Here is a 17,992-nt window from a genome sequence, read left to right on the forward strand (position 1 = left end):
AGCGTGTTCCGCTTCGGAAAGGATCTGCGAAATGGCGTCGGTGACCTTCGACAAGGCCACATGCCTGTTCCCCGGCTCGAGTACGCCCGCGGTCGACGCGCTCGACCTCGAGATCGAGGACGGTGAGTTCCTCGTCCTGGTCGGGCCGTCGGGCTGCGGCAAGTCGACCTCGCTGCGCATGCTCGCCGGCCTCGAGGAGGTGCACAGCGGGCGCATCCTCATCGGCGACGACGACGTCACCGGGCAGGATCCGAAGGAACGCGACATCGCGATGGTGTTCCAGAACTACGCGCTGTACCCGCACATGTCGGTCGCCGAGAACATGGGCTTCGCGCTCAAGCTCGCCAAGACACCCAAGAACGAGATCCGCGAGCGGGTCGTCGAGGTCGCGAAGATGCTCGACCTCGAACAGTTCCTCGACCGCAAGCCCAAGGCGCTGTCCGGTGGTCAGCGTCAGCGTGTGGCGATGGGACGTGCCATCGTCCGTCAGCCACAGGTCTTCCTCATGGACGAGCCGTTGTCGAACCTCGACGCCAAGCTCCGCGTCCAGACCCGCACGCAGATCGCGCAGCTGCAGCGACGGCTCGCCACCACCACCGTCTACGTCACCCACGACCAGGTCGAGGCCATGACGATGGGCGACCGCGTCGCGGTGCTCGAGAAGGGCATCCTGCAGCAGTGCGCGTCGCCGCGCGTGCTCTACAACAGGCCCGCGAACGTCTTCGTCGCCGGCTTCATGGGCTCGCCCGCCATGAACCTCTTCCGCCTCCCCGTGTTCGACCGCGGCGCGTTGCTCGGCGACACGCACGTCCCGATCCCACGCGACGTGGTCGGCCAGGTCACCGAGAAGGAGGTCGTGCTCGGCATCCGCCCCGAACACCTCGAGATCTCGAACGACGGCCTGGCCATGGACGTCGATGTGGTCGAGGAACTCGGATCCGAGGCGTACGTCTACGGCCGGGCCGACGTCGGCGGCATCGTGCAGCAGATCGTCGCGCGCAGCGACTGGCGCAACCCTCCGCAGAAGGGCGACCGGCTGTACCTGCGCTTCGACCCCGAGCACGTGCACGTCTTCGGAACGTCGGACGGGAAGCGAATCGGCTGACCCCCGCTCCGGAATCGGGCCGCGGAGTCGACACTCGACCGATTCAGGATGGGCGGAATGCCGACTTTTACCGGTGGTGCGTGCCACAGTAGTGGCCGGTGTCGGTGCACCTGGTCACCGACGTGTGTTCTTCGACCTCGAAATGGGGAGTTGTTGATGGTTCTGAATACGAAGGCGATGCGGAGGGCTGCGATCGCCGCAACGGCCGCGACCGCGCTCGTTCTCGCGGGTTGCTCGTCGGACAGCGGGGGCGACGACACCTCGACCGGCGGTGAGGGCACCGCTGCTTCCGGTGAGGGCCGCGGCCCCATCACGATCGTCGAGGGGCAGGATCCCCTGAACACGGCGCTCGAGAGCATCATCGCCGACTGGAACGCCGAGCATCCCGACGAGCAGGTGACGTTCAAGCCGCTCGCCAAGGAGGCCAACGACCAGTACGCCGATATCGCCCAGCGGATGCAGGCCAAGAGCGACGAGTACGACCTCATCGCCGTCGATGTCACCAACACGGCGGAGTTCGCCGCGAACGGCTGGCTGCTTCCCCTCGAGGGCGACCTGGCGATCGACACCGAGGGCGTGCTGCCCGCGACCGTCGAGTCGGGTACCTACAACGGCACCCTCTACGCCGCCCCGAAGAACACCAACGGCGCGTTCCTGTACTACCGCACCGATCTCGTCGACAAGGCGCCCGCGACCTGGGACGACCTGAAGGCCGAGTGCCCGAAGGCGGAGGAGGCGGGCATCGCCTGCTACATCGGTCAGTTCAAGAACTACGAGGGCCTGACGGTCAACGTCACCGAGATCGTCAATGCCTTCGGCGGCTCCTTCGTCTCCGAGGACGGCCTGACCCCGGCCGTCGACGACAAGACGGCCGAAGGCCTGCAGTTCCTCGTGGACAATTTCGAGGACGGCATCATCCCGGCCGCCGCCCAGACCTACACCGAGGGTGAGTCGCAGACCGCCTTCGGCAACGGTGAGGCGCTGTTCCTGCGCACGTGGCCGGGCTTCTACACCGACGGTGAGACGTCGTCGGTCGCCGGCAAGTACGGCATCGCCGTCCTGCCCGGCGTCGACGGTCCCGGCGTCTCGACGCTCGGCGGGTACAACGTCGGCATCAGCGCATTCTCGGATGCTCCCGCCACCGCGCGCGACTTCCTCGAGTTCATGCAGACCCGCCAGTCGCAGATGCACTACGCGGAGGCGGGCGGCGCCCCGGTTCTCGCCGAGGTCTACGACGACGCGTCGATCCTCGAGCAGTACCCCTACTTCTCGACGTTGAAGGAAGCCCTCGAGGCCGCGAAGCCGCGTCCGGCGTCGCCGTACTACTCGGCCGTGTCGAAGGCGATCGCCGACAACGCCTACGCTGCGATCCGTGGCGAGAAGACCGTCCAGCAGGCGCTGGACGACACCGAGGCCGGCATCGAGACCGCCGGCAACTGATGCTCCAGGAGCAAGTACATGGCTGACCCGCAGGTCGATAATCCCGCGGATCCGTCACACGCCTCCGCGGTCGGGACCGTGTCCGGTCCCGACCGCGGACGTGTCGGCGGACGTCACCGCGTGCCCGCGCCTCCCGCCGCGGAGGTGAAGACGCGGCGCAAGGTCCCGGTATGGATGTTCGTCGCACCGTCGATGCTCGTCCTGGCCGTGATCATCCTGTATCCGCTCGGTCGAGCGATGTGGATGTCGCTGCAGGGTGACGCGAAGCGGCTCGATCCCGAGACCGGGCGGTTCGTCACCGGAGGCTTCGTCGGGATCGAGAACTACACGCGCTGGATCACCCAGACCTGCGGTACCGCCACCGGTTCGATCCCCTGCCCTCCGGGCACCCTCGGCTCGCAGTTCTGGCAGTCGATCTTCAACACTTTCTTCTTCACCGTCGTCACGGTCTCGCTCGAGACGGTGATCGGTTTCGCCATGGCGGTCGTGATGGCCAAGTCGTTCCGGGGTCGCGGTCTGCTGCGTGCCTCGGTGCTCGTGCCGTGGGCGATCCCCACCGCCGTCACCGCCAAGCTGTGGTTCTTCATCTTCGCCAACGACGGTGCCGCCAACAAGCTGCTCGGCACCGACTACCTGTGGACCGCCGATCCGTGGCCCGCCCGGGTCGCGATCATCGTCGCCGACGTGTGGAAGACGGCGCCGTTCATGGCGCTGCTCATCCTCGCCGGACTGCAGATGATCCCGCAGGACGTCTACGAGGCGGCGAAGGTCGACGGCGCGAACGCCTGGCAGCGGTTCAAGATGATCACCCTGCCGCTGGTGAAGCCCGCCCTCATGGTGGCGATCCTGTTCCGCACCATGGATGCGCTGCGCATGTACGACCTGCCCGCGATCATGATGGGTTCGAATCCCGCGACGTCGACGATCTCGGTGCTCGTCGTCGACCAGATGCGTCAGGGTGCGAACTCCGCGTCCGCCCTGTCCACGATCACCTTCCTGCTCATCTTCGCCGTCGCCTTCGTGCTGGTGCGGTTCCTCGGCGCCAACGCGGTGAGCACGCAGGAGAAGCAGCGTAAGGGGGAAGTCGTATGACCGTCACCACCACCGAGGCACCCCGCACCGAGCCGGATCCGGTGCAGGTCCGCAAGGTGCCGATGAAGCGCCGATTGAGCACGGTCGGCACCTATGCGGGCGTCGCGCTGATCGTCGTGTGGGGTCTGGCCCCCTGCTACTGGATGGTCGTCACGGCTCTGCGCGACCCGTCGGAGACGTTCAGCACGACCCTGTGGCCGTCGAACCCGACGCTGCAGAACTTCGCCGACGCACTCGACCCCGACGCCAAGGTCAACTTCTCGCGGGCGCTGCTCAACAGCGTCATCATCGCCGGTGCCACCACGGCGGTCGCGCTGCTGCTGGGCGTGTTCACCGCCTACGCACTGTCGCGCTTCGACTTCCGCGGCAAGTACTTCGTCACCGGCATCATCCTCGGCGCGTCGATGTTCCCCGTCGTCGCGCTCGTGACGCCGCTGTTCCAGTTGTTCACCGACATCGGCTGGATCGGCAAGTACCAGGCGCTGATCATCCCGAACATCTCGTTCGTGCTGCCGCTGACCATCTACACGCTCACCTCGTTCTTCTCGGAACTGCCGTGGGAACTCGAGGAGGCCGCCCGCATGGACGGTGCGACGCGGGGGCAGGCGTTCCGTCTGGTCATGCTGCCGCTCGCCGCCCCCGCCCTGTTCACCACAGCGATCCTCGCCTTCATCGCGACCGTCAACGAGTATCTGCTGATGTCGCAGCTGTCGAACGAGAGCACGGCCCCGGTGACGGTCGCGATGGCACGATTCACCGGCACCGATCCGTACGTCACCCCGTATGCATCGATCATGGCCGGTGGCACCCTCGTCATGGTGCCGCTCGTGGTGATGGTGCTGATCTTCCAGCGGCGCATCATCTCGGGCCTGACCGCGGGTGGCGTCAAGTCGTGAGGAAGGTTCCGCGCCGGAACCGACTCGAGATGCTGCTCGGCCTCCTCACGGTGTTCACGGCGATGGCCGTGATCGCCGCAGTCGCCGAGCTGACGTCGCCGCAACCCGGTGTCGTGCCGTCTCTCGTGCTGCTCGCATTCGTCGTGATGTGGGGGCTCGCGTTCCGCGCGTGGCGCCGATCGGGATGACCACGCACGTGGCGTGAGAAGCACCGGAACGGTGGTCCGGAGGTGTCCCTCGGTCGTTTCCGTACCATACGGTGGGCGGGAGTCCCTCCCGCTCGGATGTCCGGTACGGAGAAGGTGGAACGAGTGACGAGCCCCAAGAGGTCTACCTCCTCGCGTGCCGCTGCGGCCGCAGCGAAGAAGAGCAGGGGACACATCGTCCGCTACGCCGTACTCGTCGCGTTCGTTCTCGCCGTGCTCGTACCGCTCGGCGTCTTCGCCACCGCGTACTACTCGGCGGACGTGCCGACCCCGTCGGACATGAAGACGAACCAGCTCGCGCGGGTCTACGCGGCCGACGACGCCACCGAGATCACCCGGGTGGTCCCGCCGGAGGGCAACCGTCTCGAGGTCGGGATCGCGCAGATCCCCGAGCACGTCCGCAACGCCGTGCTGTCGGCGGAGGACCGCAACTTCTACAGCAACCCCGGCTTCTCGATCACCGGTTTCGCTCGTGCGGCCCGCGACAACGTCATGGGCAAGGACACCGCCGGTGGTGGTTCCACGATCACCCAGCAGTACGTCAAGAACGTGCTCGTCGGCGCCGACCGCACGCTCGAACGCAAGATGCGCGAACTCGTCATCTCCACCAAGATGGCGCGGCAGTGGTCGAAGGACGAGATCCTCGAGGCGTACCTCAACACCATCTACTTCGGCCGGGGTGCCTACGGCATCGGCGCGGCGTCCCAGGCGTACTTCGGCAAGCCCGTCGAGGAGCTGTCGGTCTCCGAGGGTGCCGTCCTGGCCGGGGTGATCCGGACACCGTCCTCGCTCGATCCCGAGTACAACCTGCCGGCGATCGAAGAGCGCTGGAACTACGTGCTCGACGGCATGGTCGACATGGACGTCCTCGACCCGTCGGAGAGGTCGGCCCAGGTGTTCCCCCCGACGGTGCCGTCGAACACCCTCGTGTTGGCCACGGAGGCGACGGGGCCGGAAGGCCACATCCGCACGCAGGTGTTGCGCGAGCTGTCCGCGGCGGGGATCAGTGAACAGACCCTCAACACCGAGGGTCTGCGGATCACCACCACGATCGACCCGAGGGCACAGCAGGCGGCGATCGACTCCGCCCGGTCCACGCTGTCGGGGGAACCCGGGGAATTGCGTACCGCGGTGGTCTCGGTGGACCCCCGCTCGGGGGCCGTGCGCGCCTACTACGGCGGTGAGGACGGCGCCGGCTTCGACTTCGCGCAGGCGCCCGTCCAGACCGGGTCGGCGTTCAAGGTGTTCGGCCTGCTCGCCGCGCTCGACGACGGGATCGGCCTGAACGCGCGCTTCGACAGCTCGCCGCTGACGGTCGGCACTGTCCGCATCGGCAACGTCGAAGGCGAGTCGTGCGGGCGGTGCACGATCGCCGAGGCGCTCAAGCGGTCGCTGAACACGAGCTTCTACCGGCTCATGATGTCCATGTCGAACGGTCCCCAGAAGATCGCCGACGCCGCGCACGCCGCGGGAATCCCCCTGACGATCCCCGGCGTCGAGGGGCAGACGCTGAGCGAGAACGGCGGTTCCCCGGAGGGCGGCATCGTTCTCGGTCAGTACCAGGCGCGGGTGATCGACATGGCGTCGGCCTACGCGACGATCGCCGCGTCCGGTGTCTTCCACGAGCCGTACTTCGTGCAGAAGGTCGTGACGGCCGACGGGGTCGTGCTCCTCGATCGACCGGCGTCACCCGGCGAGCAGCGCCTCGACGCCGCGGTCGCCGACAACACGACCCAGGCCATGATGCCGATCGCCGCGTATTCGCGCGGGCACGCGCTCGCCGGTGGCCGGCCGTCGGCGGCGAAGACCGGTACCACGCAGCTCGGCGACACCGGCCTGAACAAGGATGCCTGGATGGTCGGGTACACCCCGTCGCTGTCGACGGCCGTGTGGATGGGCACACCCGACGCCGGGCCGATCACCAACAGCTGGGGTGGGTCGATCTACGGCTCCGGTCTGCCCTCGGACATCTGGAAGGGAACGATGGACGGCGCCCTCGAGGGCACGCCGGTCGAGAGCTTCCCGTGGCCGGCGCCCATCGGTGGACAGGCGGGTGTCCCCAAGGACGCCGGTATCGAGACCAGCACCCCCCCGCCGCCGACCTTCAGGCTGCCCGACCTGTCGAACCTGCCGCCGATCACGATTCCCGCACCGCCGGTCGATCTCCCCGTTCCGGTGCCCTCGCAGATCGAGGTGTTCCCCGGCGTCACGATCCAGATCCCCGGCTTGTAGACATGTACTCCACCCCTTCGTCGTCGACGAGCCGGCCGGGGACTACGGCCCCGTCAGCACCGTCGGCAGCAGGGCGGCCGAATAGTCGACGACCTCGTCGATGCTCGGCGTCCCGTCGCGGAACCGGTCGATCGCCAGCGACTCCACGAGTGCCCACCAGGCCCGCAGCCGCATTCGGGTCACGCGGGTGTCGTCGCAGCCCAGCGCCGCGACGACTCGCCCGACCATGGTGTCGCGCATAGAGTCGTGGATGTCGCGGATCTGGGGGTCGGATCCGACGCCGCTGTGGAAGAAGGCCTGATAGTTGTCGCCGTGGCGGTCGATGAACGAGACGAACGGGTGCACTACGGCCCGGAGCGGATCCTGCTCGTCCGGGTCGGGATCCGCGGCGCGGAGCAACCGGCGTGACGCGGCGCCGACGACCGCGACGTAGAAGTCCTGCTTGGTGGGGAAATAACGGAACAGCAGGCCGCGGGAGATACCGGCGATCTCGGCGACGCGGTCGATGGACAGGGCGTGGATGGGCCGGGTCGACAGTTCCTGCAGTCCGATGGCGACGAGTTGCCGGCGACGTTCCGCCGGCGGCAGACGACGCCGACCTGTGGATGCCTCTTGTCGCGGGGTGCTCACACCGATAGCCTAACTGAGCATCGCTCAGTTAAGGCCGCCCGGCCGGGCAGTTCCCGGTCGACTCGACGGAAGGCACCCGATGGATTTCGCACAGTCCGAGCGCAGTCGCGACTATCTCGAACGTCTGCGGGCGTTCATCGCAGGCGAGGTCACGCCTGTCGAGCAGCAACTGCGGGCCGCGCGACGCACGGCGGGTGAAGGACGACGCGACATCGACGCCGCCGAGAGGTGGGCCGTCTCCCCCGAATTCCGCGAGCTGCAGCGCAAGGCCCGCGCCGAGGGCCTGTGGAACCTCTTCCTTCCCGACGCCGAACTCGGTGCCGGATTGTCGAACGTCGACTACGCCCCGCTCGCCGAGGAGATGGGCCGCTCGCCGTTCGTCTCCGCGGTGTTCAACTGCGACGCGCCCGACACCGGCAACATGGAGGTGCTCTATCACTACGGCAGCGCCGCGCAGAAGGAGCAGTGGCTGCGGCCCCTGCTCGACGGCGAGATCCGCTCGGCTTTCTGCATGACCGAACCCGAGGTCGCCTCGTCGGACGCCACCAACATGGCCGCGACCGCCGTGGTCGACGGCGACGAGATCGTCCTCGACGGCCGCAAATGGTGGAGCACCGGCATCGGCCACCCCGACTGCAAGGTGCTCATCTTCATGGGCCTGACCGATCCGGAAGCCCACAAGTACCAAAGACATTCGATGGTGCTCGTGCCCATCGACACGCCGGGCGTCGAGGTCGAGCGCATGCTCCCGACGATGGGCTTCTTCGACGAGCCCAGCGGCCACGGCGAGGTGTCCTTCACCGACGTGCGCCTGCCGCTCGACGCCGTCATCGCGGGCCCCGGAAGGGGATTCGAGATCGCGCAGGGACGCCTCGGACCGGGACGCATCCACCACTGCATGCGCCTCGTCGGGCTCGCCGAACGCACTCTCGAGCTCGCGTGCCGTCGCGGTCTCGAACGCACCGCCTTCGGCAAGCCGATCATCGATCTCGGCGGCAACCGGGAACGGATCGCCGACGCGCGCATCGCGATCAACCAGCTGCGTCTGCTCGTCCTGCACGCGGCATGGCTGCTCGACACACAGGGACTCGCCGGGGCACGCTCGGCGGTCTCCGAGATCAAGGTGGTCGCACCGCGCGTGACCCAGCAGATCGCCGACTTCGCCATCCAGATCCACGGCGGCGGTGGGCTCTCCGACGACTTCCCCCTCGCCGGTGCATGGACGGCGGCACGCGCACTGCGGCTGGCGGACGGGCCCGACGAGGTGCACCAGGGGCTCGTCGCCCGGTTCGAACTCGGCAAGTACGCGTGAGACGGGAGATTCCGACGATGACCGCACTTCCCGACAACGCCCGCACCGTTCGCGACGAGGACGCCTTCGACGTCGACGCGGTCGCCGCCTGGCTCGACGAGAACGCCGGTATCCGAGGGGTCCCGGAGGTTCGCCAGTTCTCCGGCGGCGCATCCAATCTCACCTATCTGCTGCGGTATCCGGACCGCGATCTCGTGCTGCGTCGCCCGCCGGCGGGGGCGAAGCCGTCGTCGGGGCACGACATGGCACGCGAGTACCGCATCCAGTCGATGCTCGCACCGGTCTACCCGTACGTTCCCACCATGGTCGGCCTGTGCACCGATCGCGGTGTGCTCGGCAGCGACTTCTACGTCATGGACCGGGTTCCCGGCACCATCCTGCGGACGAATCCGCCCACCGACCTCGACCTCACCGAGGCGGACACCCGCACATTGTGCCTGCGCATCGTCGACCTGCTCGTCGAACTGCACGGCATCGATCCGGAGTCCGCAGGACTGTCCGAACTGGGTCGCGGTTCCGGCTACGTCGCACGGCAGGTCGCGGGCTGGACGTCGCGCTACACCAAGGCCCGCACCGACAACGTTCCCGACTTCGCCCGTGTCACCACGTGGTTGGCGGCGCGGCAACCCGAGGACGTCGCACAGACCGTGATCCACGGCGACTTCCGCCTCGACAACATCGTTCTCGACGAGAACGACCCGCTGAAGCCGGTCGCGGTGCTCGACTGGGAACTGGCCACCATCGGCGACCCCCTGATGGATCTCGGATCGTCGCTCGCCTACTGGGTGCAGGCGGACGACGACGACATGCTGCTGCTCACGAAGCGGCAACCGTCCGACCTGCCCGGCATGCTCACCCGGCAGGAGATCGTCGAATATTATTCCGAGCGAACCGGATTACCGGTGGACGGCTGGGGATTCTACGAGGTGTTCGGACTGTTCCGCCTCGCCGTGATCGCCCAGCAGATCTACTACCGCTACCACCACGGCCACACCACCAATTCGGCCTTCGAGGACTTCTGGATCGTGGTCGGCTACCTCGAATCCCGTTGCAGTGCATTGATCGATCGATACGAGAAGGAGAACCGATGAGCCGCCCGCAGCGACGGAACATCCTCATCACCGGTGCGAGTTCCGGGCTCGGTGCCGGTATGGCGCGTGAGTTCGCGGCGCGTGGAAGGAATCTCGCGCTCGCCGCCCGTCGCGTCGAACGACTCGAGGAGTTGCGGGACGAACTGCTCGCCGCGCACCCGGGCATCACCGTGAGCGTGCGCGCCCTCGACGTGAACCGGCACGACGACGTGTTCACCGTCTTCCGCGAGTTCGACGACGAGCTCGGCGGTCTCGACCGGGTGATCGTCAATGCCGGTCTCGGCAAGGGGCAGCCCCTGGGCACCGGTTACTTCCGTGCCAATGCCCAGACTGCGAACACCAACTTCCTCGGTGCGCTCGCGCAGAGTGAAGCGGCGCTCGAACTCATGCGCCCCCGCGGGCGCGGCCACGTCGTGCTGATCTCGTCGATGAGTGCGCTCCGCGGCATGCCGCGCAACCTGACGACCTATGCCGCGTCCAAGGCCGCCGTCGCCTCTCTCGGTGAGGGGATGCGTGCCGACCTCGCCGACACCGATATCTCGGTGAGCACGATCTTCCCCGGATACATCCGGTCGGAGATCAACGAGAAGGTGAAGAAGGTCCCGTTCATCGTCGACACCGAAACAGGTTGTCGCGCACTGGCTGCTGCGATCGAAAAGGAGCCCGCCAAGGCGTATGTGCCGGGATGGCCGTGGATTCCGCTCGGTTACGCCATGAAGGTGCTGCCGCTGTCGGTGATCCGGAAGATGGCGTAGACGGGGTCGGAACCCGCAGAGCGACAACGACGAAGGCCGCATCCCGAAAGGATGCGGCCTTCGTCGGAAATCGCTCCGGAGAGCGGCTCTACGCGTCGGCTCCGATGATGAACGCCTCGAGCTCGGCGCGTGCCGTGTCGTCGGCCATCTGGACCGGCGGGGACTTCATCAGGTAGGCCGAAGCCGGGAGGATCGGGCCACCGATGCCGCGGTCCTTGGCGATCTTCGCCGCGCGGATGGCGTCGATGATGATGCCGGCGGAGTTCGGGGAGTCCCACACCTCGAGCTTGTACTCGAGGTTGAGCGGGGCATCGCCGAAGGCGCGACCCTCGAGGCGGACGTACGCCCACTTGCGGTCGTCGAGCCACTGCACGTAGTCGGAGGGACCGATGTGCACGTCGCGGTCGTGGACCTTGCCGGCCAGCGGGCCGTTGAGGTTCGAGGTGACGGCCTGGGTCTTGGAGACCTTCTTGGACTCGAGACGCTCACGCTCGAGCATGTTCTTGAAGTCCATGTTGCCGCCGACGTTGAGCTGGTACGTGCGGTCGAGCACGACACCGCGGTCCTCGAAGAGCTTCGCCATCACGCGGTGGGTGATGGTGGCGCCGACCTGCGACTTGATGTCGTCGCCGACGATCGGGACACCGGCGTCGGTGAACTTCTGCGCCCACTTGGGATCGGAGGCGATGAACACGGGGAGGGCGTTGACGAAGGCGACACCGGCATCGATGGCGCACTGCGCGTAGAACTTGTCGGCCTCTTCGGAACCCACGGGGAGGTAGGAGACGAGAACGTCGACCTCGGCGTCCTTCAGTGCCTTGACCACGTCGACGGGCTCGGCGTCGGAGAGCTCGATGGTCTCGGAGTAGTACTTGCCGATACCGTCGAGCGTGTGGCCGCGCTGGACGGGCACGCCGAGCGGCGGCACGTCGGCGATCTTGATGGTGTTGTTCTCGCTCGCGAGGATCGCCTCGGACAGGTCGAAGCCGACCTTCTTGGCGTCCACATCGAACGCGGCGACGAACTTGACGTCGCGCACGTGGTAGCGACCGAATTCGACGTGCATCAGACCGGGGACGGTGGTCTCGGCGTCCGCATCCTTGTAGTACTCGACGCCCTGGACCAGGGAGGAGGCACAGTTCCCCACGCCCACAATGGCCACGCGCACCGCGGTGCTGTTCTCACCCATGGTCGGGTTCTCCTTCTTTGTTGCGTGCTGCTGACGACTGCTCGGCGGCGATGAGTTCGTTGAGCCAGCGCACTTCGCGCTCGCTCGACTCGAGGCCGAGCTGATGGAGCTGACGGGTGTAACGATCGAGAGTGCCGCTGGCCCGTCCGATCGCATCGCGGAGCGCTTCTCTGCGCTCCTCGACCTGGCGGCGCCTGCCTTCGAGAATTCGCATCCGCGCTTCGGCGGGGGTGCGACCGAAGAAGGCGAGGTGCACGCCGAATCCGTCATCGGTGTAGTTCTGCGGTCCCGTGTCGGCGACCAGCTCGGTGAAGCGTTCTCGCCCCTTCGGGGTGAGCTGGTAGACGCGGCGGGCACGTCGCTTCACGGGACCGGGAGTTCCCGAATCCTCTTCGATGAGGCCGTCCGCCTGCATCCTCCGCAGGGTCGGATAGAGCGACCCGTAGGAGAAGGCACGGAAGGCCCCGAGGAGCCCGGTCAGACGCTTGCGCAGCTCGTAGCCGTGCATGGGCGACTCGAGGAGGAGCCCGAGTATCGCCAATTCCAGCACGGGTCACCTCCTGTTTCCGTTCGAACCAACCGATTGATACGACGCAGAACTATATCGTGCCGATATATACGACGATACGCCGCACGGGCCGGATGTCACACGACGTTCCGGACGGACATCCCTCTCCGGAGTCGACCGGGACCACACGGGTTCGTATCGAGTGGGCGACTCCACGCCCATCGCCCCATCGCCCGCACGTACTCTGGAAGCCGTGCGAATTCAGCGGCAGGTGGTGGACTACGCGTTGCAGCGGCGCTCGCTGCTCGCGGAGGTCTACTCGGGGCGGCGCGGAGTCAGCGAGGTCTGCGACGCGAGCCCCTATCTGCTGCGGGCGGCGAAATTCCACGGACGGGGCAGCGATGTGGTGTGCCCCATCTGCCGTAAGGAGCAGTTGACCCTCGTCTCGTGGGTCTTCGGCGACAAGCTCGGTCCGGTGTCCGGGTCGGCGCGCACTCCCGAGGAGCTGGTGCGTCTGGCCGCCAGCCAGGAGGAATTCTCGGTCCATCTGGTCGAGGTGTGCCGTACCTGTAGCTGGAACCACCTGGTGCAGTCGTACGTCCTGGGTTCGCAACCTGCCCCCAAGAGCCCGCGTCGCCGGTCGACGGGATCGAGCCGTCGTACCGCCAGCGAGTGAAGGGGCGCCGGCGACGTGCCCGTACGCTTTCCTCTGGAGTTCGCTCCTGGGTCCGACCCGCACGACCTGATCGTCGCGTCGTCCGCTGCGCACATCGTCGAACGGCTGCCGTCCACCGGCGTCGTCGATCGGCTGTCCGTGGAGCAGTGTCGAGGCCGCGGCGTGATGCGTCGCGAGAACAGTTGGAGATGAGTACGTGAGTTCCCCCGACAACGAACCCGAGGACAACAAGGTCGTTCCGCCCCGGCGCGGTGGTCCTGCCGGACCGCAGCCCGGGCCGCAACGCCCCGGTCCTCCTGCCGGTCAGGGACAGCAGCGCCCTGCTCCGGGCCCGGTGCAGGGTCGCCCGTTGCCTCCGCAGCCCCGACCGCAGGGTCAACCGGGAGCACCGGGGCAACCGGGAGCACCGGGGCAGCCGGGTCGCCCGGGGGGTCAAGGACAGCCGAGCGGTCCCGCCGGCCCGCCGCCGCGTCCCGGCGCACGCCCGCCGTACCCGCCGCAAGCTCCCGGTCAGGGGCCGCGTCCCCAAGGTCCCGGACAAGGTCAGGGACCGCAGGGACCGGGTCCCCAGCAGGGCCGGCCGGGGCAGCCTTACCCGCCGCGCGGACCGATGCCCGCCCCGGGTGCGAACCCGCCGCGTAATCCCGACCAGCCGATGCCGCGTCCCGGCACGTTGCCCCCCGTCCAGCGCTCGCCGCAGGCCGATCCGACCGTTGCGATGCGTCCCGGAGCGGACGCCCCGGCACAGCGTTCCGGAGCGGACGCCCCGGCACAGCGTCCCGGAGCGGACGCCCAGGCACAGCGTCCCGGAGCGGACGCCCCGACCCAGCGGGTTGCCGCGTCGACACCCGTCGGCGGTGCCGATCGTGCGGGTGAGGCGCCCACGACCCGCGTCGCCGGGGGCCCGCCTGCGGGTGGTCCTCCCACCGTTCCGCCCGGTGGCGGTTCCGGCGGCGGGGCCGGTGGCGGAAAGGGCGACGGCAGGAGCAACCACTGGCGCACGATCCGCCGGGTCGGTTACGGCGTGGTCGCCGCGGGCATCCTCGTCCCGATCCTCATGTTCATGCTGGCGTACGTCGTCCAGGACGTGCCGCGTCCGGGTGAGCTTCAGACGAACCAGGCCGCGACCATCTTCAATTCCGACGGTGAGGGCGTCATCACGAAGGTGATCCCGCCGGAGGGCAACCGCACCGAGGTCGAACTCGATGCGATTCCCGTGCACGTCCGCAATGCCGTACTGGCCGCCGAGGACCGCGATTTCTACAGCAATCCCGGCTTCTCGATCACCGGTTTCGCGCGCGCTGCCCGCGACAACGTGCTCGGTCGCGACAGCGCCGGTGGTGGCTCGACCATCACCCAGCAGTACGTGAAGGTCGCGGTCGTCGGTTCCGAGCGGACGTTGACCCGCAAGCTCAAGGAGCTGGTGCTGTCGACGAAGATGGCGAACCAGTGGGCCAAGGACGACATCCTCGCGGCCTATCTCAACACCATCTACTTCGGCCGCGGTGCCTACGGCATCGCAGCGGCGTCGAACGCGTACTTCGGCAAGCCCGTCGGTGAACTCACCGTCGAGGAAGGTGCCGTGCTCGCCTCGTCGATCCAGCTGCCGTCGCTGCTCGATCCCGAGCAGAACCCCGAGGGTGCGGAAGCACGGTGGAACTACGTGCTCGACGGTATGGTCTCCGCCGGCACGCTCGATGCGGCCGAGCGGTCGGGAATGCGGTACCCGGCATACATGCCGATCGCGGAACTCGACAACGGCGACCAGTCGTCCGGTCCCGAGGGGCTGATCAAGAACCAGGTGCTCGCCGAGCTGGCGCGTGAGGGTATCGACGAGAATCTCCTCAACACGGCCGGACTGCAGATCACCACGACGATCGACGCGCAGGCACAGCAGTCGGCGGTCGAGGCGGCGCAGACCAATCTCGAGGGGGAGCCCGAGGAATTGCGCACCGCGGTGGTGTCCGTCGATCCCCGCTCCGGGGCGATCCGCGCCTATTACGGCGGTGAGAGCGGTGTCGGTTACGACTTCGCGCAGTCGGGTCTGCAGACGGGTTCGTCGTTCAAGGTATTCGGTCTGGCGGCCAACCTCGATCAGGGTGTGCCGCTGTCGCAGACCTACGACAGCGGTCCGCTGACGGTCAACGGCATCGAGATCGGCAACGTGGAGGGCGAGTCGTGCGGGCAGTGCACCATCGCCGAAGCCCTGAAGCGGTCGTTGAACACGAGTTTCTACCGGATGATGCTCGCGATGGACAACGGCCCGCAGGCCATCGCCGACATGGCGCACAAGCTGGGCGTCGCGAAGGAGCTGCCGGGCATCGGCGAGACCCTCACCGAGCCGGACGGTGCCGGCCCCAACTACGGCATCGTCCTGGGTCAGTACCAGTCACGCGTGCTCGACATGGCGTCGGCCTATGCCACGCTCGCGGCGTCCGGCCGTCATCACGAGCCCTATTTCGTGCAGAAGGTCGTGACGTCCGACGGTGAGGTCCTCCTCGACCGCGGCACTCCCACCGGCGAGCAGGTCGTCGACGCGGCGGTGGCCGACAACACCACCTCCGCGATGACCCCGATCGCCGCGTATTCGAACGGTCACGCCCTGGCCGGAGGCCGTCCGTCCGCGGCGAAGACCGGCACCGCCCAGCTCGGTGACACCGGCTCCAACAAGGACGCGTGGATGGTCGGCTACACGCCGTCCCTGTCGACCGCGGTGTGGGTCGGCACGGAGGAGGGACTGCCGCTGGAGAACAGCTGGGGCGGCATGATCTACGGCTCGGGCATCCCGTCGGACATCTGGAAGGACACGATGGACGGCGCTCTCGAGGGCACCGAGGTCGAGTCGTTCCCGAAGCCGGCAGCGATCGCCGGTGTCTCCGGGGTACCGGCCTGGACCGCGACGACCACCGCCCCGGCCACCCGTCAGGAGACCACCACCTCGCGTGTGGTGCCGAGCCTGCCGGAGGTTCCCGAGATCACCACTCAGAACGTGGAGATCTTCCCCGGTGTCACGATCCCGGTTCCGGGTGTCGCTCCGCAGACGACCACCCAGAGTGTGCCCACCCGTCCCGGTACCGGCGGTCAGCAGGAGGAGAGCGAGGACACCGGCGGCGGAACCGGTGGTGGCACGGGAGACGAGTCGGACGGCGGTGGATCGCCTCCGCAGAACCGCATCCCGGGACTCGAGAGCCCCGCGATTCCGGGCGCGCAGGGCGGTAGTCCCCAGGGCGCGTTCGAATACGCTCCGGCCGGGTAGCCTCGCCGCGTGAGCGACGACCGGCGATCCGACGTCCGGCCGGTGGTGTCCGCTGCACCACCGGCCGAGGATCGTCGTTCCCTGGACTGGCGCGACACCCCCGGGCGCACCGATCCGACGGTGACGCGGCTGACCGCGGTCATCGGTGGTCCGGTCGGGCGGCATGCCGTGCTGGGTCGCACCCGCTTCTTCACTCCCCTGCGGGCGATGTTGTTGCTCGCGGTCGTCTTCCTCGCCTTCGGATGGTTCACGAAGGCGGCCTGTGTACAGCAGGGACCCGTCGGATCCGACGGCGCGCTCGGTCTGGACTGGAGCGGCGACCGGCAGTACGTGGCGATGTGTTATTCCGACATCGTTCCGCTCTACGGCGCCGAACGCCTTGCGGAGGGCGCCTTCCCGTACCGGACGTCGTGGGAGGAACCCGGTCCCGACGGGCAGATGCAGACCCGGTACATGGAGTATCCGGTGCTCGCGGGTCTGTACCAGTACGGTTCGATGCGCATCGCGAAGGCGTGGGATGCCACACCGTGGCTTCCCCACGCTCTGCAGGTCGCGATCTACTTCTCGGTCGTCGCGGTCGGGCTCGCGCTCGCCTGGCTCGTCACGGTGTGGGCCACTGCGATGTCGGCGGGCCGGAGGATCTGGGACGCTGCCCTCGTCGCGGCGTCCCCGCTGGTCGTGGTGCACGCGTTCACGAATTTCGATGCCCTGGCCACGGCGTTCGCTGCCGGTGGCCTGCTGGCGTGGGCCAGACGCCGACCGGTTCTCGCCGGTGTCCTGCTCGGTCTCGGTGCGGCGACGAAGTTGTATCCGGTGCTGTTGCTCGGTCCACTGCTGGTGCTGTGTCTGCGTACCGGCCACCTGCGGTCGTTCGCCCGCACCGCAGGAGCTGCTGCCGCCGCATGGCTGGCCGTGAATCTGCCGATCATGGTGTTGTACCCGCGCGGATGGGCGGAGTTCTTCCGCCTCAACTCCGATCGCGGAGCGGATCCCGATTCGATCTACAACGTGCTGCGTTCTTTCCTGGGGTGGCCGAGCTGGTCGGCGTCGACCTTCAACGGGGTGTCGCTCGTGCTGTTCGCGGCGGCCTGCATTGTGATCGGCTGGATCGGGCTCACCGCGCCGCGGCGTCCCCGCCTGGCGCAGTTGTGTTTCCTTCTCGTCGCGGCCTTCCTGCTCACCAACAAGGTGTGGAGTCCGCAGTACTCGTTGTGGCTCGTGCCGCTCGCCGTGCTGGCGGTACCCCACCGCCGCGCGCTGCTCGCCTGGATGACGATCGATGCGCTGGTGTGGGTTCCGCGCATGTACTACTACCTGGGCCCTGATCGGAAGGGGCTGCCGGAGCAGTGGTTCACCGGCACGGTCTTCCTGCGCGATGTCGCCGTGGTGGCGTTGTGTGCGGTGGTGCTGTGGCAGATCCGGCGTCCGGTGAGGGATCCTGTGCGATACGGCTTCGTCGACGATCCCGTCGGTGGGGTACTCGATCAGGCACCCGATCGTCCGCCCCGGTGGCTGCCCCACAGATTGCGGCCCGCTCACCATCGGGTCACAAGAGAAGAATCATCCGAACGATGGCTGCCGGAGGCGACGTCCTCGCCCTAGGC

16 protein-coding genes are annotated in these 17,992 nt (G+C 67.7%); 13 read left to right on the forward strand and 3 right to left on the reverse strand.

Going from position 1 to position 17,992, the window contains the following annotated elements; genetic code table 11:
* Positions 1–31 precede the first annotated feature (31 nt).
* The 6 genes from A8G18_RS00630 to A8G18_RS00655 all read left to right on the forward strand — a co-directional run bounded on the left by A8G18_RS00630 (position 32) and on the right by A8G18_RS00655 (position 6,971).
* On the forward strand, positions 32–1,105 hold the full coding sequence (locus A8G18_RS00630; protein WP_064062323.1) for an ABC transporter ATP-binding protein: 1,074 nt from the start codon (positions 32–34) through the stop codon (positions 1,103–1,105).
* Between the two features lie 156 nt (positions 1,106–1,261).
* Positions 1,262–2,545, forward strand: a complete 1,284-nt coding sequence (locus A8G18_RS00635; RefSeq protein ID WP_064062324.1) for an ABC transporter substrate-binding protein — start codon at positions 1,262–1,264, stop codon at positions 2,543–2,545.
* A gap of 18 nt (positions 2,546–2,563) precedes the next feature.
* Entirely contained in the window at positions 2,564–3,637 is a 1,074-nt protein-coding gene (locus A8G18_RS00640; RefSeq protein WP_064062325.1) for a carbohydrate ABC transporter permease, read from the forward strand.
* Positions 3,634–4,533, forward strand: a complete 900-nt coding sequence (locus tag A8G18_RS00645) for a carbohydrate ABC transporter permease (RefSeq protein ID WP_371053444.1) — start codon at positions 3,634–3,636, stop codon at positions 4,531–4,533. Before A8G18_RS00640 ends, A8G18_RS00645 begins: the two co-directional genes overlap by 4 nt.
* Entirely contained in the window at positions 4,530–4,721 is a 192-nt protein-coding gene (locus A8G18_RS00650; RefSeq protein WP_016931804.1) for a hypothetical protein, read from the forward strand. Before A8G18_RS00645 ends, A8G18_RS00650 begins: the two co-directional genes overlap by 4 nt.
* 96 nt (positions 4,722–4,817) lie before the next feature.
* Positions 4,818–6,971, forward strand: a complete 2,154-nt coding sequence (locus tag A8G18_RS00655; RefSeq protein WP_371053445.1) for a transglycosylase domain-containing protein — start codon at positions 4,818–4,820, stop codon at positions 6,969–6,971.
* A 42-nt stretch (positions 6,972–7,013) separates the two neighbouring features.
* Here A8G18_RS00655 and A8G18_RS00660 read toward each other — a convergent pair whose 3' ends face one another.
* Complete coding sequence (locus A8G18_RS00660) at positions 7,014–7,601, reverse strand: TetR/AcrR family transcriptional regulator (RefSeq protein ID WP_064062326.1); 588 nt, start codon at positions 7,599–7,601, stop codon at positions 7,014–7,016.
* Positions 7,602–7,680: 79 nt separating this feature from the next.
* Here A8G18_RS00660 and A8G18_RS00665 point away from each other — a divergent pair, with 79 nt between their 5' ends.
* The 3 genes from A8G18_RS00665 to A8G18_RS00675 are packed head-to-tail and all read left to right on the forward strand — an operon-like array spanning position 7,681 to position 10,759.
* Positions 7,681–8,913 (forward strand): acyl-CoA dehydrogenase family protein, encoded by a 1,233-nt coding sequence (locus tag A8G18_RS00665; RefSeq protein WP_064062327.1) that lies wholly within the window; start codon positions 7,681–7,683, stop codon positions 8,911–8,913.
* A gap of 17 nt (positions 8,914–8,930) precedes the next feature.
* Positions 8,931–10,004, forward strand: coding sequence for a phosphotransferase family protein (locus A8G18_RS00670; RefSeq protein ID WP_064062514.1), 1,074 nt, complete (start codon positions 8,931–8,933; stop codon positions 10,002–10,004).
* Entirely contained in the window at positions 10,001–10,759 is a 759-nt protein-coding gene (locus A8G18_RS00675) for an SDR family oxidoreductase (RefSeq protein WP_064062328.1), read from the forward strand. Before A8G18_RS00670 ends, A8G18_RS00675 begins: the two co-directional genes overlap by 4 nt.
* 88 nt (positions 10,760–10,847) lie before the next feature.
* Here A8G18_RS00675 and A8G18_RS00680 read toward each other — a convergent pair whose 3' ends face one another.
* On the reverse strand, positions 10,848–11,948 hold the full coding sequence (locus A8G18_RS00680; RefSeq protein ID WP_064062329.1) for an inositol-3-phosphate synthase: 1,101 nt from the start codon (positions 11,946–11,948) through the stop codon (positions 10,848–10,850).
* On the reverse strand, positions 11,941–12,498 hold the full coding sequence (locus A8G18_RS00685) for a PadR family transcriptional regulator (RefSeq protein ID WP_016932952.1): 558 nt from the start codon (positions 12,496–12,498) through the stop codon (positions 11,941–11,943). The genes A8G18_RS00680 and A8G18_RS00685 overlap by 8 nt, the downstream gene beginning before the upstream one ends.
* Before the next feature lie 211 nt (positions 12,499–12,709).
* Between A8G18_RS00685 and A8G18_RS00690 the strand changes: the two genes are divergently transcribed.
* The 4 genes from A8G18_RS00690 (at position 12,710) to A8G18_RS00700 (ending at position 17,990) form a co-directional block, all read left to right on the forward strand.
* On the forward strand, positions 12,710–13,132 hold the full coding sequence (locus A8G18_RS00690) for a DUF5318 domain-containing protein (RefSeq protein ID WP_051017502.1): 423 nt from the start codon (positions 12,710–12,712) through the stop codon (positions 13,130–13,132).
* Between the two features lie 15 nt (positions 13,133–13,147).
* A complete protein-coding gene (locus tag A8G18_RS22695; protein WP_157100841.1) occupies positions 13,148–13,324 on the forward strand; it encodes a hypothetical protein in 177 nt (58 codons plus the stop codon).
* A 418-nt stretch (positions 13,325–13,742) separates the two neighbouring features.
* A complete protein-coding gene (locus tag A8G18_RS00695; RefSeq protein WP_167352064.1) occupies positions 13,743–16,388 on the forward strand; it encodes a transglycosylase domain-containing protein in 2,646 nt (881 codons plus the stop codon).
* 9 nt (positions 16,389–16,397) lie between these two features.
* On the forward strand, positions 16,398–17,990 hold the full coding sequence (locus tag A8G18_RS00700) for a glycosyltransferase family 87 protein (protein ID WP_064062331.1): 1,593 nt from the start codon (positions 16,398–16,400) through the stop codon (positions 17,988–17,990).
* Positions 17,991–17,992 lie beyond the last annotated feature (2 nt).

Source organism: Rhodococcus gordoniae (genome assembly GCF_001646655.1).
Classification (GTDB): domain Bacteria; phylum Actinomycetota; class Actinomycetes; order Mycobacteriales; family Mycobacteriaceae; genus Rhodococcus; species Rhodococcus gordoniae.

Coding starts and splice junctions, on each gene's coding strand:
- A8G18_RS00670 (WP_064062514.1), top strand. CDS start 8,931: ATGACCGCACTTCCCGACAACGCCCGCACCGTTCGCGACGAGGACGCC.
- A8G18_RS00645 (WP_371053444.1), top strand. CDS start 3,634: ATGACCGTCACCACCACCGAGGCACCCCGCACCGAGCCGGATCCGGTG.
- A8G18_RS00665 (WP_064062327.1), top strand. CDS start 7,681: ATGGATTTCGCACAGTCCGAGCGCAGTCGCGACTATCTCGAACGTCTG.
- A8G18_RS00630 (WP_064062323.1), top strand. CDS start 32: ATGGCGTCGGTGACCTTCGACAAGGCCACATGCCTGTTCCCCGGCTCG.
- A8G18_RS00695 (WP_167352064.1), top strand. CDS start 13,743: ATGCCCGCCCCGGGTGCGAACCCGCCGCGTAATCCCGACCAGCCGATG.
- A8G18_RS00675 (WP_064062328.1), top strand. CDS start 10,001: ATGAGCCGCCCGCAGCGACGGAACATCCTCATCACCGGTGCGAGTTCC.
- A8G18_RS00635 (WP_064062324.1), top strand. CDS start 1,262: ATGGTTCTGAATACGAAGGCGATGCGGAGGGCTGCGATCGCCGCAACG.
- A8G18_RS00680 (WP_064062329.1), bottom strand. CDS start 11,948: ATGGGTGAGAACAGCACCGCGGTGCGCGTGGCCATTGTGGGCGTGGGG.
- A8G18_RS00655 (WP_371053445.1), top strand. CDS start 4,818: ATGTCCGGTACGGAGAAGGTGGAACGAGTGACGAGCCCCAAGAGGTCT.
- A8G18_RS00640 (WP_064062325.1), top strand. CDS start 2,564: ATGGCTGACCCGCAGGTCGATAATCCCGCGGATCCGTCACACGCCTCC.